The 14,145-nt window shown below is 29.4% G+C and carries 23 protein-coding genes and 1 pseudogene; all 24 read right to left on the reverse strand.

Annotated features, from left to right (window positions below):
* Nucleotides 1–155: 155 nt before the first annotated feature.
* The gene (locus tag C7954_RS12430; RefSeq protein WP_089655945.1) at nucleotides 156–731 is read right to left on the reverse strand and encodes a sugar transferase; all 576 of its coding nucleotides are present in this window, start codon (nucleotides 729–731) and stop codon (nucleotides 156–158) included.
* A 354-nt stretch (nucleotides 732–1,085) separates the two neighbouring features.
* A complete protein-coding gene (locus C7954_RS12435; RefSeq protein WP_180363602.1) occupies nucleotides 1,086–1,445 on the reverse strand; it encodes a ComEA family DNA-binding protein in 360 nt (119 codons plus the stop codon).
* Nucleotides 1,446–1,516: 71 nt separating this feature from the next.
* The gene (locus tag C7954_RS12440) at nucleotides 1,517–1,930 is read right to left on the reverse strand and encodes a hypothetical protein (RefSeq protein ID WP_089723001.1); all 414 of its coding nucleotides are present in this window, start codon (nucleotides 1,928–1,930) and stop codon (nucleotides 1,517–1,519) included.
* A 44-nt stretch (nucleotides 1,931–1,974) separates the two neighbouring features.
* Nucleotides 1,975–2,727: a type II TA system antitoxin MqsA family protein gene (locus C7954_RS12445; protein WP_089723000.1), complete on the reverse strand. Its 753-nt coding sequence runs from the start codon at nucleotides 2,725–2,727 to the stop codon at nucleotides 1,975–1,977.
* A gap of 27 nt (nucleotides 2,728–2,754) precedes the next feature.
* Entirely contained in the window at nucleotides 2,755–3,126 is a 372-nt protein-coding gene (locus C7954_RS12450; protein WP_089655942.1) for a hypothetical protein, read from the reverse strand.
* Nucleotides 3,127–3,426: 300 nt separating this feature from the next.
* A complete protein-coding gene (locus tag C7954_RS12455; protein WP_089655941.1) occupies nucleotides 3,427–3,849 on the reverse strand; it encodes a protein-export chaperone SecB in 423 nt (140 codons plus the stop codon).
* 1 nt (nucleotide 3,850) lies between these two features.
* Nucleotides 3,851–4,099 carry a hypothetical protein gene (locus C7954_RS12460; RefSeq protein WP_089655940.1) on the reverse strand — a complete coding sequence of 83 codons (249 nt, stop codon included), beginning with the start codon at nucleotides 4,097–4,099 and terminating at the stop codon, nucleotides 3,851–3,853.
* On the reverse strand, nucleotides 4,089–4,616 hold the full coding sequence (locus tag C7954_RS12465) for a hypothetical protein (protein WP_089655939.1): 528 nt from the start codon (nucleotides 4,614–4,616) through the stop codon (nucleotides 4,089–4,091). The genes C7954_RS12460 and C7954_RS12465 overlap by 11 nt, the downstream gene beginning before the upstream one ends.
* A gap of 261 nt (nucleotides 4,617–4,877) precedes the next feature.
* Nucleotides 4,878–5,051, reverse strand: a complete 174-nt coding sequence (locus C7954_RS13740) for a hypothetical protein (protein WP_166635479.1) — start codon at nucleotides 5,049–5,051, stop codon at nucleotides 4,878–4,880.
* A 218-nt stretch (nucleotides 5,052–5,269) separates the two neighbouring features.
* Entirely contained in the window at nucleotides 5,270–5,506 is a 237-nt protein-coding gene (locus C7954_RS13955) for a transposase (protein WP_338068542.1), read from the reverse strand.
* A gap of 3 nt (nucleotides 5,507–5,509) precedes the next feature.
* Nucleotides 5,510–5,695, reverse strand: coding sequence for a transposase (locus C7954_RS13960; protein WP_338068543.1), 186 nt, complete (start codon nucleotides 5,693–5,695; stop codon nucleotides 5,510–5,512).
* A gap of 9 nt (nucleotides 5,696–5,704) precedes the next feature.
* Nucleotides 5,705–6,025, reverse strand: a pseudogene (locus tag C7954_RS13965) (transposase family protein); the annotation flags it as partial.
* A gap of 159 nt (nucleotides 6,026–6,184) precedes the next feature.
* Nucleotides 6,185–6,343 carry a hypothetical protein gene (locus tag C7954_RS13745; protein ID WP_159429283.1) on the reverse strand — a complete coding sequence of 53 codons (159 nt, stop codon included), beginning with the start codon at nucleotides 6,341–6,343 and terminating at the stop codon, nucleotides 6,185–6,187.
* Nucleotides 6,344–6,508: 165 nt separating this feature from the next.
* Complete coding sequence (locus C7954_RS12475) at nucleotides 6,509–7,180, reverse strand: macro domain-containing protein (protein ID WP_243833253.1); 672 nt, start codon at nucleotides 7,178–7,180, stop codon at nucleotides 6,509–6,511.
* A 42-nt stretch (nucleotides 7,181–7,222) separates the two neighbouring features.
* Nucleotides 7,223–7,669 carry a hypothetical protein gene (locus C7954_RS12480; protein ID WP_089655937.1) on the reverse strand — a complete coding sequence of 149 codons (447 nt, stop codon included), beginning with the start codon at nucleotides 7,667–7,669 and terminating at the stop codon, nucleotides 7,223–7,225.
* Entirely contained in the window at nucleotides 7,662–8,261 is a 600-nt protein-coding gene (locus tag C7954_RS12485) for a hypothetical protein (protein WP_089655936.1), read from the reverse strand. Before C7954_RS12485 ends, C7954_RS12480 begins: the two co-directional genes overlap by 8 nt.
* Nucleotides 8,254–9,498, reverse strand: a complete 1,245-nt coding sequence (locus C7954_RS12490) for an SIR2 family protein (protein ID WP_134060176.1) — start codon at nucleotides 9,496–9,498, stop codon at nucleotides 8,254–8,256. The genes C7954_RS12485 and C7954_RS12490 overlap by 8 nt, the downstream gene beginning before the upstream one ends.
* The gene (locus C7954_RS12495; RefSeq protein ID WP_134060178.1) at nucleotides 9,491–10,921 is read right to left on the reverse strand and encodes a hypothetical protein; all 1,431 of its coding nucleotides are present in this window, start codon (nucleotides 10,919–10,921) and stop codon (nucleotides 9,491–9,493) included. The genes C7954_RS12490 and C7954_RS12495 overlap by 8 nt, the downstream gene beginning before the upstream one ends.
* A gap of 74 nt (nucleotides 10,922–10,995) precedes the next feature.
* Nucleotides 10,996–11,220, reverse strand: coding sequence for a hypothetical protein (locus tag C7954_RS12500; RefSeq protein ID WP_110301252.1), 225 nt, complete (start codon nucleotides 11,218–11,220; stop codon nucleotides 10,996–10,998).
* 45 nt (nucleotides 11,221–11,265) lie between these two features.
* Entirely contained in the window at nucleotides 11,266–11,412 is a 147-nt protein-coding gene (locus C7954_RS13830) for a hypothetical protein (RefSeq protein ID WP_208320696.1), read from the reverse strand.
* On the reverse strand, nucleotides 11,409–11,588 hold the full coding sequence (locus C7954_RS14200; RefSeq protein ID WP_420841483.1) for a DUF6765 family protein: 180 nt from the start codon (nucleotides 11,586–11,588) through the stop codon (nucleotides 11,409–11,411). The genes C7954_RS13830 and C7954_RS14200 overlap by 4 nt, the downstream gene beginning before the upstream one ends.
* Nucleotides 11,525–11,992: a DUF6765 family protein gene (locus tag C7954_RS12505; RefSeq protein ID WP_338068544.1), complete on the reverse strand. Its 468-nt coding sequence runs from the start codon at nucleotides 11,990–11,992 to the stop codon at nucleotides 11,525–11,527. Before C7954_RS12505 ends, C7954_RS14200 begins: the two co-directional genes overlap by 64 nt.
* On the reverse strand, nucleotides 11,989–12,996 hold the full coding sequence (locus C7954_RS12510) for a type II TA system antitoxin MqsA family protein (protein WP_110301250.1): 1,008 nt from the start codon (nucleotides 12,994–12,996) through the stop codon (nucleotides 11,989–11,991). The genes C7954_RS12505 and C7954_RS12510 overlap by 4 nt, the downstream gene beginning before the upstream one ends.
* A 546-nt stretch (nucleotides 12,997–13,542) precedes the next feature.
* Nucleotides 13,543–14,145: transposase (locus C7954_RS12515; RefSeq protein ID WP_134060180.1), on the reverse strand; the 603-nt coding region annotated here is incomplete at its 5' end.

The raw sequence follows: 14,145 nt of genomic DNA on the forward strand, positions 1-14,145 counted from the left end.
ATCTGCTTAAAACAGTAAAATCACATTACTTAAATTCTGCTAAATATTGAAATTTCAAGGTGCAAAAGGGTTATTTATGTGCGAAGTTTGAGTTATATACTAAAACTACCGAAAATTGCATAGTAGCATTTCTAGAAGTTGCATACTTAAATATTCTAATCTCCATTCTCAATTAGACCTTCCCGTTTAATTACCTGCAGAAAAGTTATCACAACTATTTTAAAGTCCAGCATTAGGGAATGATTCCGCTTATAGTAGAGATCATACTCAAATTTCTGCTCGTCATCTATATCATCCCGACCATTAATCTGAGCCCAGCCGGTAATTCCCGGTTTGAATTTATCGACTCCATGCTCTTTACGATTAACTACCAGTTCTGATTGAGAAAAAAGTGGTGGTCTTGGACCCACAAAGCTCATATCTCCTTTTAAAATATTAAAAAGCTGTGGTAATTCATCAAGACTGGTTACCCGCAAAAACTTGCCCATCTTAGTTATATAATGATCCCTGTCATTAAATTCGTTTGTAGGCACATCTGGGGTGTTAATACGCATTGTTCTGAACTTATAAATAGTAAAGGGTTTACTGTGCTGTCCAACCCTTTTTTGAGCAAATATGGGGCTTCCTTTGGACTCCAGTCTGATCAGTAAAGCAATTAAAAGCAGAAATGGTGCTAATAAAACTGATAAAATTAATGAAAATATGATATCAAGTAATCTTTTAAAAAACAATGATAGTCCTCCTGCCGTAATAGATAGTTATTATCCTGAAAATATTTACCAACTTAATTATACTTTATTATCGCAGGGCTTTCAAACAATCGACAAAAAAACCAATTTATCGATGTTTTAAATGAATCATAGTTGTTTTAATAACTCTTTACCTCTTTTCAATTCCTCCATAGTTTTATCAAATTAATCTAAACAAAAAAACGGAGGACTAATAAGCCCTCCAACACGAATCTAAGCATCACTTAGTCTCTATGGTCACGACGCGGTGACCTAACATACATTATATTATAAAAAATTTTAAATTACCTACTTTAGCCTTGAAAGCCTCGCTCATGTTAATGGGCGGGGAGGATGTCAAATCTCTAAAGCCATTTGAACTAATTCTCTTTTTTTGCCTTTAGCTAATTGATAATAGTATCTAAATAACTTTTCGTAAGATTTTTTTCCTATCCCATTAAAATTATTTATCTGCCAAAACCTCTGAATAGGCTGCTTATCTACTATTTTTTTGGCCTGTTTTGCATTAATACCAACCTCTTTAATTAAATGTTCACGGTCAGCTTTATTAACAAGATCAAGCATTTTCTTTTCTGTACCTTCAGCTTCATTTTTCTCATTTAAACATATATAAATATCAAGATCTAAATCAGATAAATATTTTTCCATTAGATCTTTAACTAATTTCCAGTCTAAGCCGCCATTATTTGTACCCAATTTACTGTATTAACTATAGTTTTAGCAGGAGTATTAAACACTGCTCAATAGAATTAAAATAAATGGACTTATTATTCATCTTCCTGAAAAAAAGGAGGAGTGATTATAGTTAAATCATCATCAATGTTTGTAATATTCCCGATCAAAAGAGATACTTTTTCTAATACCGGAGCAAGAATTTCTCTTTCTTCTTCAATTTCTCTTTCTAGATTATCCATATTTAAATCATCTGCAAAGTCCTCATTAAGCTCAAAGTTTACATTTAGCTCTACTAAGATATTATAAAATATTTCAGGCGTAAAAAACACTTTTCTAATAAAGGTCAAATAAACAAAATTCTGATCATAATCTTTTACAATAACTTCATCTGCTATTTTAAGATCTATATTTTTTTGACCTATTTCTTCGTCTTCAAGCCCTAAATAATTGAAGTCAATGTTAATCAAATTTATCTTAGGATATCTAGCTACATTAATAAAACTCATGATATTCACCTCTCAGCTAAAAATTACACAGATTTTATTTTACTTTATTTCTTTTTAATTTTATATTTAACTTTTTCTTCAGATATAGATTTCTGATTCCAAACTGCTGCTGGTGATGTTTTATATCTTAAAATTGACGTTTGAATTTCTTTTTTCAATTTATTTATTTCTTTTTCAGCTTTATCAGCAGCATTTTCCTTAGTTATTAAAAAGAGAAGATATTCAGATATATTCATTTTATCTTTTTTGGCCTTCATCTTGATTTGTTTATATAATTCTTCCGGTAAAGTAACTTCTACTTTATTTTTATTAGCTATCATTTCTTCAAGTCTTTTACGCAGCTTTTTAATAGTTTTACTGCTGAGATTATCTGAATTATTTTCCAGTAAAATTTTAACATTAGATGGCTCTTTAATTAACCTTAGTTGATTATTATGGGTTTGATCGGGTAAAGAACCTTTTTCATATCTATGATAAGTTATTTCTCCCCAGCCTAATAGTCTGCTTATTTCTTTCTGAGTTAATTTGTATTTTTTTCTAATATCTTTTATTTCTTTAACAGATAAAATGTTTTTCTTTTCTCTAAATTTATCAAATGCTCTTTTTTGGTTTTCCATATCTAATTTTTCATTAAATAGTTTTTCTTTGCAATTTTTACACACAGCTACTTTAGCATTTATTTCAATTTCTTCCTGGTTTAATATATTGCGACTCTCTTGTATTGATTCAATATTATATTCTACAAAGTCATCACATTTATCACAAAATAATTTATCAATATCTTTTGATTCTTGCATTTAAAACCCTCCTCGCTTTATAGTCAATTACTTGTAGGGAAAATCAATAGGATAATCTGCTTCATGAAAAGATAAGCAGATAACCTGTTCTCTACCTCTAGTTTCAATCCTTATTTTTATGTAAAACAATGTATTTCCAAGAACAGTATTGATTTCCCTGGCAAAAAACCACCAGTCATAATTATTAAATTCTTTATCATCAGGTTCAGGACCCTTCCAATAATCTTTAACTTCCAAAGTTTCTATATAAAATTTTGCTATATCTATTTTTAAACCGTGTTTATATAATGAATTTAAATTCTTTTCTCTATCTACAAAATGAAAACCATTAATCTTTCCTATAACTTCTCGCATCCGGGATAAAAAATTATTAATTTCTGATTTATTTGCTAATGCCATAATCTAATTCCCTGCTTTCCGAGTTAATATTATCACTTCATAATTATTATACAACTTTTAACAAGATTTATCAATATAAATTATCATATGATACTATAAACCAGACTGTATATTTGTTGTATACTAAAATTACCGGGAATTGCAAAGTAGTATTCCCGAAAGTTGCAAACAAAAATTCCCTATTATTGCAGAATTAAAACTGGCGCTGCAACTAATTGACTTTGTTGAAGTGAAATCAAAAAACTCCCATCAGGATTATAGAACTCTGATGAGAGTGGATATTCTTTGCTATTTAATTTTTTATTGGCTTTTGTCATCTATAAATTTTTTTACATTAATTAACGGTAAAGTTAAAGGAGTTATATTAGCTGATTTAGTTACATCAGCTACTGCTGATCTTAAGAACGGAAATAATATAGAGGCTCCATTATATTTACACATTGTTAAAAAATCATCGGCTTTCATATCTTCATCTGCAGAAAAAAATCCAAGTATTTGCATACTCAAAGTAAAAGGATAATTATTTTTTTCGGCTTCATCCCAGATCAAAATATCTAGCCGAGTCCAACCAGTATGCTCCTGTTGATCGATACTGGTATTAATATCTAAATCAAATTCCAAATTTACAGGATCTTTACTTTCAAAATTTTGATTAAAATCCAAGTCTATTTTCTTTATTATATAATTGTCAAAATAAAAATTACTCGTTATATCATTTTTCATATTATGACGCCCTTAATAAATTGCTGTCTTTTGTTTCAGAAACACTGATTTTAATAGTGTTTTCCATCTTATAACTATACTTATAAGAATTCTTATTTTTATTCTCAGACGATAACTGATATTCTCCTTTTACATCATCTCGCAGAGGACAGTCATCGATACCAGATTTTTTTAATAAATCTAAAAATTCATCATCACTCATATTCTCTAATTTTTCGCTAACTCTATTGAAATATTCGTTAGTATCCATCTGTTTCTACCTCCTCAATATCAGTTATACAATCCTGATTTCTAACACAGAGTTGAACCTGCATTCTTGTTACTTCAGTTGGTTGGACAGGTTTTGGATTATCTCCAACCACAAAAATATGCCGAACAGCATCATATTCTTCTAATTCATATAAAAAATTAAAAATAAGCTTTGAAGTGATTTTTTTACTACCATCAATCCTTTTATATTTTCGCCTAAGCAAAGTTGCAAATTCTTTGAAAGAATTAAAGTTTGCGGTATCTAAAAGATCCAATAATTTATCAGTTTTTATTTTAGCTCTAATAACAGACCACTGATCATACTTTCTCGCATATTTACACCATCTTACAGCTTGTAAAATATCATCCTCAAAAAAGTATACACCTGTTCCCAGATACTCCCAATCTCCATCAGATGGATTAAATTTACCACTTCGAATAATCTCATTTATTACAGGCTGTGTATGTCCATGATAACCTGTTTTATTATAATCAAAGATATTTAAATTTAAATCCATATCATATCTTATCCTTACTAAGTTATTTTACTAAATTAATTATAACAACTTTGTTTGCCCAATTAAAGTAACTAATAACTATATTAATAATAATATCCTATAATTCTTATTTCAACATAAGTTAAAAATCACCTGCATAAATTTTACAAGTTAAAATATAAAGTCGTAGATTAATTATATCTCAAAATAATATTTTAATCAAATTCTGTGCTCGGCAGATTATTTGTTATATACTAAAATCACTTATTTCTATTAGTCGTTTTAGCGAGATAATATTTGTTTTAACTTCTGCTCACCTCGCCGCTCTTTTTCAGCTGATACCAGATTTTTATTGATTTTAATACCTTTTTTAGGAGTGGAAATAATTCTCTCGAATGACTCCACAGCCTTCTTTGTATTCAAGGTGAAATCCTTATTAAAAGATGATGTGGCCATCCCAATCCCCCCTTTGCTATTATAATATACCTCATTACTTTTTTAATACTAAAATATATTCTAAAAGAATTGACCAACTAATTACATTTTCTCTTTCTATTATTTTATTATATCTTAAGGCTCTTCGCTATTTAGTGTGAGTAACTCAAATGGCATATATTAACATTAATGGTGACGTGGAATTTAAATGTAGCCTTAAGCTAGCATGAATTTTAATATTAAATGAATGCTTTAGGTAAATCAAATTCAAGTTTACCACACTTTAAATATATATCTGTCATGAAATTATTTAAATTCCTGAACCCTCTGGCTTTTCTTTTTATGGTTTGAATAATACTGTTTAAGCCCTCTAATATCCCATTGTTAATAAGGCTTTCAATATAGTTCATTATCCCCTGCCAGTGTCTATTAATAAATTGACCTATCTCAACCATTGGTTCCAGCTGGCTGCGAATCGCTCAGAGATACCATTCCTGCAGGTAGCTTGCTGCTGTTGTGAGATCATCTATATTCCAGAATTCCTGCAAAGATAATCTAAGATCTTTCATTACATGAAATTTATCAAAGGTGCCCTTAGCCTGAGAAAAGTTATCAGCAGCACCTTTAATAAAGGCTGGTGACATATCACAGCAGATCTTTTTAATGAACGTTTAAAAAAGCATTGTAAATCCTGAACCTGGTTCAGCCCATGGTGCTTTAACCTGCAGCACTCCATGGTCCTTGCATTTGGTTCTCGGCATTTTAGCATGAATATAGGCTCTGTACTGAAAGAAATTAAGATGTCTCCAGGTTCTTTCTTTAGTATCATGGATAGGTGATTTTTCACCGCACTCAGGACAGGGAAATTTACTGCCTCTTTTGTGAGAAATGTAAATATCCAATCGACCATCATCTTTATTAAAATCTATTTTATCAAGTTTCCATGGGTCTTCTATTCCTAAAGCCTGGGTGAATAAATCTATATTATTAAACATTAAAATCATCTCCTGTTATAGTATAGGTAAAGTATACCATAATTGGAGATTGAAATGAATAAATTCAGCTATATTAAATAAAAGAACAATGAAAACCCACACTAAATAGCAAAGCGGCAACTTCAAATTATTTTTATTAAAAAAAGAGCTGCAGCAATATTACATTTCCTCTAATATCTTCTCACCCCTAGCCATTTCTTCCTCCACATCAATTTTAGGGACATTATATTTTTCTTTTTCATTAACTGGTTTTAATAGAATTTCTAATTTTTCATCTGAATCAATAACAAATTTATCAAAAATAGAAGAAGTAGCCATAAATATCATCTCCTTAATTTTTCTCTATATAATAAAATTTTTATCAAATTAATCTAAACAAAAACGGAGGACTAATAAGCCCTCCAACACGAATCTAAGCATCACTTAGTCTCTATGGTCACGACGCGGTGACCTAACATACATTATATTATAAAAAAATTCAAATTACATCTCTAAAGCCATTTGAACTAATTTTCTTTTTTTGCCTTTAGCTAATTGATAATAGTATCTAAATAATTTTTCGTAAGATTTTTTTCCTATCCCATTAAAATTAATTATCTGCCAAAACCTGTGAACAGGTTGTTTATCTACTATTATTTTCGCCTGTTTTGCATTAATACCAACCTCTTTAATTAAATGTTCACGGTCAGCTTTATTAACAAGATCAAGCATTTTCTTTTCTGTACCATCAGCTTCATTTTTTTCATTTAAACATATATAAATATCAAGATCCAGATCAGATAAATATTTTTCCATTAGATCCTTAACTAATCCCCCGTCTAAGCCGCCATTATTTGTACCCAATTTTGGAAAAGCAACTGATTTCATTTCTACTTTAGAATGATTTTTACTAAAATATTTAAGACCTGCTTCAATCCATTCTATTTCTGACTTATTTCTCCAGTGTTTCTTTGTTGGAAAATTTAGTATCCATAAGTCATCACTATGACTGTAAATATAGGGTCTGCCTATTCGAACTAAATTCTTATTGCATTTATCTTTATAATCTTTATACATTTCAAGAAATCTAAGTTTAAATTCCAGGGCTATACCTGCTCCCATTACTCCAACGCAGTTTACTGTATTAACTATAGTTTTAGCAGGAGTATTAAACACTGTTCCTTCATAGTGATTTATTATAATCTCACCATCCTACATTCACACGGCAGCTATTTCATTTTCCTGAGCAGCCAGTTTAACCTTTGCAATCATTTCTTTAAGAAGATCAATCCGCGGCTGCCATCTATTAGCTTCTTCTCTGGCATCCACAATTTTTTCAAAAGGAATTTGCTTTTTTGAATCATATTTAAAAAGTCCAATCCCTTTCTTTTTTAACAACTTTATAAATTCTTTTTTAAATCCCTGTTTTGGCTCCGGCATACAGATATAAGCCTCATCTGCTCCATATTTGTGAACTTTAGCCTGATTTAAAGCCTTTCTCCAGTTTTGCAACTTAAACTCTATAGTTATTATCCGATTGTTATTTTCAATTATTACCATATCAATAACCTTTGACATATAAGGTATTTCTAAATGTACTTCTTTAATATTATCCATATTCAATAATTTAGTATAACAATCTTCTACAATTTCATATTCAGTCATTTTTAGCACCTGCTTCTGCTATATAATCAGATCTAATCAGCGAGTTTTCTGCTGCATTAGGATATTTATTATATACATAACTTAAAATTGAATCCAGAGATAGTGTATTAATTTTTCTTTTGAACTTTGTTAAATACTCTTTTTGCTGTTTTGAAATGTTTTCTAAAATATTTTCCTCCACAAATTCAATACCCTTTTCTGCAAGTCTATAAGAATATAAGTTGGGAGGATCATTTTCCATAGATTTAACATTGCCAAAACCTATCTCTTCATTATAATTATATTCAGACTCTTCATAATCAGCAGTGGTTTGCTGGATTTCCTCTACTTTTTCAATTACAAAATCAATATTAACAAAAAATTGTATATCATCTAATAAATCTTTAGAAAATGGTCCATAATCATAAGCAAAAAAATCAGGTAAAGTAGATTCGTCAAGATGATCAAAATTATTTTTCAGTTCTTTATTAAAAATATAGATCATTTTAGTTAATCTGGTTCTACCAATTATCGGCTCGTTTTTCTTATCTGTTTTACCAGGTAAATATAACAGAAGGAGCAAAATATCTTTACCAGTTAATTTTTTAGTCATTTTTTGCTTCCTCCTTTTGGAAAAAATCTTTTATGCCCTTATAGTTAAACTTCAAATTATTTTTATTAAAAAAAGAGCTGTATCTTTTTTCTGGAAGTTCAAGTCTACCCCTTACAAATTCTAGATCTTGATTATTAATCTTATCACTATAATACTCAGGATTATCAGTCTTATATAAAATCACTTTTATCTTTGTTTGCTTTTTTATAGCTTTTTTTAATAAATATCTTAATTCATAATCCGCTTCTGGAAAAGAATAACCAATAAAAATTACTTCATCAGCTTTTGCTAACTCATTAAATGCATCCCGCCAGATTCTTTGATAATGTAAGTTTTCAAAATTTTTAATATAGGTTGGTGTTATTATAGAACTCTCAAGTTCATTTGCGCGCTCCAATTCACTGCAAAAATGGCAGTTATTCTGATCAGTTTTATCCATTAAAGTTGATAAAGCTAGAATCTGATCATGTTGAGCGTATAATTTAAAACAGTTCCTACAAATTAACCAGTTAATTGAACCGTGTAATTTTAATAATTTAATCTTATTTTCACTTTTTCTATTTATTACTCTTCCTGTATCAATATTATAACAGTCTGTACAGTAATCTACAATAATATCATCGGAAAAAGTCTTATTAAATAAGAAATTATCTATAATTGTATCCCAGTTTAAAGAAATTATTACAGGCTGATTTCCTGAATTGGCTTCAGTTGCAAAATATTCAGAAATTTTTTCATACAAATGATTCTCAGATGGGGTATAATAAGATAAAATATAGATCAGACATTTATCAAGAGCAAGTTGTACTTTTTTGAGATCATTGATGCTGTAATTTTGAAAAAAACTGTTTTCTCCAATTGCCTTATCAATAATAGTAAATATATTCTCTAATGAAATATTAATTTCTATCAGTTGATCGAATATTTGGCTCCATATTTTTTCTAAATTACTGTTTTCATGTTCACTATTTTTATCTATCTTAAATATTTTTTCTTTAAGATCCATATCACCAAAATTTTTAATTAAAAATCGGGCAAAAATTTTTCTGCTTTTATTAAACAAAGCAAATTGAGAGAAAAGATCATTTTTAGAATCAATAAAACTTAAATCTTCTTTATTCTTTTTTTGAAGTTGTTCTTTATTTAATGAAAATATCTCATTAATCATATTTGATTGAATCGGAATACCTGCTGGCCTGGATGCTCCAGCCCCTAAAATAAATATTTTTTTAGTCATCTGAATTCATTCCACTTTCTAACACTGTTTTCCATTTAATTAAATAATTTAGTTCTTCCTGATCCTGATGTCCATATTTTAAAAATGTATCATAATTATTATCAATTAAAGTTAATAAATCTTTTAGATTCAGTTCCTCAACTTCTTCAAATTCTTCTACTTTAGATTCCAGATAATGAATCAAACAATTTTCTTTTGTTTCCTGATCAGCATAACTGCGCTGTCTTTTAACCCCTTTAACTTCATATTCATAAACTTCAGTACTTTCGAATTCAAAGAAGTTATCAATATCTTTTCCTATTATTTGCTTGCATTTAGAACAATCACAGATTTCAGTATAATATAAATCTGCAATATCTTCTTTTTTAGAACTCTGAGCTTTATCTATAATATGACTTTTAATGTATTCTGAAGCTGTTTGAAACCTTAAACGTCTATGCAGTGGATAAAAATAATATCTAGAAGAAGGTATACCACCACCAACAGGAACTACTGCTCTATGTTCCCCATATTCCATACCGTGTCCAACACCCGCTAAAGAAAAACTTAATTCATCTTCAAACGCGGTTAGCATTATTGAGAAAAAGCTGCCATATAAATTAATTATTTCAAGATTATTTTGGCTCAATTCTTTTATGAAATTGAAATAAACTTCTAATTTGCTTTTAGAAGCCTGATGCTCGTTAAAATCATCTATCCAGAGTAAAACCCCTTTCACATCAAGAGTAGAATATTTTTCAATAATCGCATCGCGCATTTTTTGGGATATAAATATATCATCAGAAACTACAAGCTGAACGAAAATATCTCTCTCTGGATATTTTCCCACAGCTATTTCAGCAAATTCGATATTTAATTCCAGCCATTCTTCATAACTCATTTCATTTAAATAAAAATACGGAGGGGTTATAAAATCAGGTTCAAAATCATTTAATCTCTGATCATCTGCATCTAGGTACTTTAAAAATCCTTTTTCCTTATTTTTTTTCTTTATTTCATTTAACTGAAAATCGATGACATTTTCACAAAAGCTTTCTTTATGATCATTAAAATCTACTGCTCTTACCGGTCTTCCTTTTTCATCTTCTTTTTCTGAATTTTCCGGAGTCTTTATATGTGTTATTAAGGGCTCACCATAATAATCAATTAAGTTTTCAATAGATTTTTTTAGTGTCTGTTTCTTTTCTTTTTTACTGTAGGATTTTATTTTATCCAGGCTGTGTTGAAAACTATGTGTAATAGGATCAATAAAAAAACCTTTATCTGATTCATTTAATAAATTTTTTCTGATAAAACCTGCCAGCGCTCCCGGTGTATAAGCAAGCATATTACCATTAATAGCTAACAAATCATAATACTTATTATTTTGATCTATAAACTTTTTATCAGCATTCGTACCATAACGCAAAATATGATAGGACATTTAAACACCTCCGATATTTGTTAACTTTATTATACTGTAAAAAAATGTAAATATCAAGTTTTGTTTAGCAGAGGTTATCCTACATTTAACCTAGCCTGCGGTAAAATTTCATGTATCACTTTATACTTATGCTCTGCAGCTGCTTTCATGTATAAAGTCCAGTCAGCATTATCAAAATTATCTTTTTTATAAAATTTATTATAATTATACGCTCTTTGCTTTAATCCTTCTATAGAAAATTTTGGACATTTTTTTACTTCTACAGCATCTTTAAACCATTCACGGTCATTATAATTCAAATTTTCATCGATACTATCAAAATCCTTAAATTCAAAATAATTATTTTAAATTTTATTTAACCAGTTCTTATATCTTTCTTCCAATGATCCTCTAAATTTTAAAGTTTCTTTAAGCTCTGATAAACGAAACTCTAAAATTTCATCCTCAACTACCGAGCCAAATTCATCATTTTCCAATAAGAATTTTCTCAAGAAAATAAAAATATTTTAGCAGCAGGAAGAAAACGCTCCTCCAGGTTATTAACTTCCACTACCTGCGAGTTTCTGCCATATTTCCAGCTGGCATAGGGAATATCAGGATTTTTTATTGAAAGGGCATGACCATAGGTAAAACACCAGGAATTATTTCTGTTGCCAATTTTTTTAATTTATCTTTGTTTGAAAGATGTTCAACCCCATCTAATAATTCTACCAAATTATATCTATCATAAAAACCTTTAAAGTCCTGGTGACTGTAAGTGTCAGCGTAAAGATGGAGAAAAATTCCTAATCGATATAAAATATTATTTTTATTACCTGATTTCATAATATCCTCTTTCAAAAAATTAACAGTTGTAGATTCCGGCTTTGTCATTAATCGAACATCATCACTTTCAGCTGCCGGAAGAAAGTGAAAAGGGATCCAAACATTAAAAGATTCATTAACATCTGAACTTTTAATGAAACCCAATTCCTTATGAGCAGTTTGAGTTTGATGAAAAATATCTCCATCCTCAAATTTTAAAGCATGATCATAGACAGCATCATCAACTAAATTAATTATCAGGACTATTTTATTTTAACAAATAATTCTTCACTATAATCATTTATATCTTCCACATTCAACATCTGATACTTATTATTAACATCCTTAAAATAATCTTCTATAAGATTTTTTCTTATTATCTCATTACTTTTTTCTTCCGGCTTTAAATTTTTTCTGGTTAATCTCCATGGTCTTTCAGAGTGGGTCATTTTTTCAAGTGTTTTAGCACTATAACAGCCAAAATTATCAATAACACTATCCAAAAGTTCTTCTTCTGCTTCTGTTAGATTAATATTTTCAAATTCAATACTTTCATCTTCTATAGGGTTATAGCCATAATCTCTATATTTAAAATAAATTTCTTTATAAACCGGTCCATGTACCCAGGCCTCACAATCATTATCAAATAAAAACTTATCATAAAATGTTTTATAAAACCCCTGACTATAATAAAGTAACTTCTGCAGTGCTAAAGGTGTTACCTCACCTAATTCTTTAAGTAGATATTTAATTACACTATCAATCTTTTTTTCTGTCTTCAGCTCATTATTCTGCAAATCTTTTATAGCTTCCATTAGACCAGAAAAAGCTTTAACTGAAACCTTATCTTTATTTTCTTCTGCTAACTGTCTCAGATAACCATAATCATCTTTGACTTTTTTTAAAGTTTCAGAATAACTTTTGGAAGGTATATCCCCATCCAAATACCGGGTTAATGTAGTCTCTCCCCAGCCCAAAAGTAATGATAATGGTCTTTTACCTGTATTATACTGTTCTACTATCTCTTTAATTTCAGGAACCTTAACAATTCCTGCTTTTTCTCTATAAGCATGGTCTATCTTCTGCAGATTCTGGTCATGAAGTTTAGGAATAAAAATTTCAGCTCCACACTCATTACAATAAGCTCTTTCAGCGGTATATTCAAACTCCAGACCACGTACTTCTTTTTTTTCTACTGAATCTTCAATTTGATACTCAACTTCCTTTCGACACTCAGGACAAAAAGTTTTCTGCGGTTGATAATCTGACATATGATCATCCTTTCTTATGATCAATTATTATACTTTAACGATACACTAATAATACATTATTGTCAATTAAATGTATTAATTAATACATTTTTGTTTTTATATGCAAAATTACCGAAATTGCAAAACATAAATCTCACCAGCTCTTTAAGACTCCAGTGAGAATAATTATAAATTACAAAAAATCATATAAACTTTATAAATTTATATTTAGCGTATAATTGTCAATAGTTTTTTAGAAAAAATGCACAGAGATACCCATCTTACCTTAATGTAAAATTATGGCAACAACCTAACAAGAAACCATATGATATTTAAGATCACTAACAAATTAGTTGTTTTGTCTGAGAGGTCCTCGCTTTTTTTATCACATTGATGCAACCTGGCGTTAATTCTAACTTTTTAAGTTTAACGTACTTAATCCGCATTTATGAAGGCGAGGGGTATCACGCTAAATGACGAGGTTATGGTTATCCTCAAGGACATTTCGATATCCCCTCGACATAGATAGATAAACTAATTTATTTGATGAACAAAATATATTTGTAATTAACCAGCTAACTTTGAAGAATTAACGCCCAGATAATTTTCCAGTGTTTTTAAAGCAATTTCTTTGTTTTCTGGGCTATCAATTTTATCAAAAATATTACTGGTTAACGATTCGCCTTTCCACATGGGAGGATCAAATAATTTGTGATCTCTTAACATAGCAAAGGCTACTTTAATAAATTTATTACCAACTGCAATATATATCTTTTTTGAATTTTTGTTCTTTTTTCTTAATCTGTCTGCATAAGATTTGAAATATAGATTTGTTTTTCCAATAGCTAAATTTCGTCCTATCAGATAAACTATATGTCTAAACTGTGGATTACCCTGTTTGCTGATAGAGCCATATCTTGCTTTTTTACCACCTGATTCTTTAACCAGGGGATTGGTTCCAGCTGTTTTAATGACCTGCCCTGCATAATCATATTGAGTGACTGGACCCATTTCAGCACTGAATTCTGCGGCTGTTACAACACCAATTTCAGGTGCAGATAATAAAAGCAGACCTGGATTTTGAACTAAAATATTTTCTATTTTATCTCTTAAAAGTTCAATTTTTTGATTGGCATTTTCATAATCTGCAATTGTCATTGTTAGAAGTTC

It is taken from the genome of Halanaerobium congolense, from assembly GCF_004366375.1.
GTDB classification, from domain to species: domain Bacteria; phylum Bacillota; class Halanaerobiia; order Halanaerobiales; family Halanaerobiaceae; genus Halanaerobium; species Halanaerobium congolense.

Coding starts and splice junctions, on each gene's coding strand:
- C7954_RS12440 (WP_089723001.1), bottom strand. CDS start 1,930: ATGAGTTTTATTAATGTAGCTAGATATCCTAAGATAAATTTGATTAAC.
- C7954_RS12445 (WP_089723000.1), bottom strand. CDS start 2,727: ATGCAAGAATCAAAAGATATTGATAAATTATTTTGTGATAAATGTGAT.
- C7954_RS12450 (WP_089655942.1), bottom strand. CDS start 3,126: ATGGCATTAGCAAATAAATCAGAAATTAATAATTTTTTATCCCGGATG.
- C7954_RS12455 (WP_089655941.1), bottom strand. CDS start 3,849: ATGAAAAATGATATAACGAGTAATTTTTATTTTGACAATTATATAATA.
- C7954_RS12460 (WP_089655940.1), bottom strand. CDS start 4,099: ATGGATACTAACGAATATTTCAATAGAGTTAGCGAAAAATTAGAGAAT.
- C7954_RS12465 (WP_089655939.1), bottom strand. CDS start 4,616: ATGGATTTAAATTTAAATATCTTTGATTATAATAAAACAGGTTATCAT.
- C7954_RS13740 (WP_166635479.1), bottom strand. CDS start 5,051: ATGGCCACATCATCTTTTAATAAGGATTTCACCTTGAATACAAAGAAG.
- C7954_RS13745 (WP_159429283.1), bottom strand. CDS start 6,343: ATGGCTACTTCTTCTATTTTTGATAAATTTGTTATTGATTCAGATGAA.
- C7954_RS12480 (WP_089655937.1), bottom strand. CDS start 7,669: ATGACTGAATATGAAATTGTAGAAGATTGTTATACTAAATTATTGAAT.
- C7954_RS12485 (WP_089655936.1), bottom strand. CDS start 8,261: ATGACTAAAAAATTAACTGGTAAAGATATTTTGCTCCTTCTGTTATAT.
- C7954_RS12490 (WP_134060176.1), bottom strand. CDS start 9,498: ATGACTAAAAAAATATTTATTTTAGGGGCTGGAGCATCCAGGCCAGCA.
- C7954_RS12495 (WP_134060178.1), bottom strand. CDS start 10,921: ATGTCCTATCATATTTTGCGTTATGGTACGAATGCTGATAAAAAGTTT.
- C7954_RS12510 (WP_110301250.1), bottom strand. CDS start 12,996: ATGTCAGATTATCAACCGCAGAAAACTTTTTGTCCTGAGTGTCGAAAG.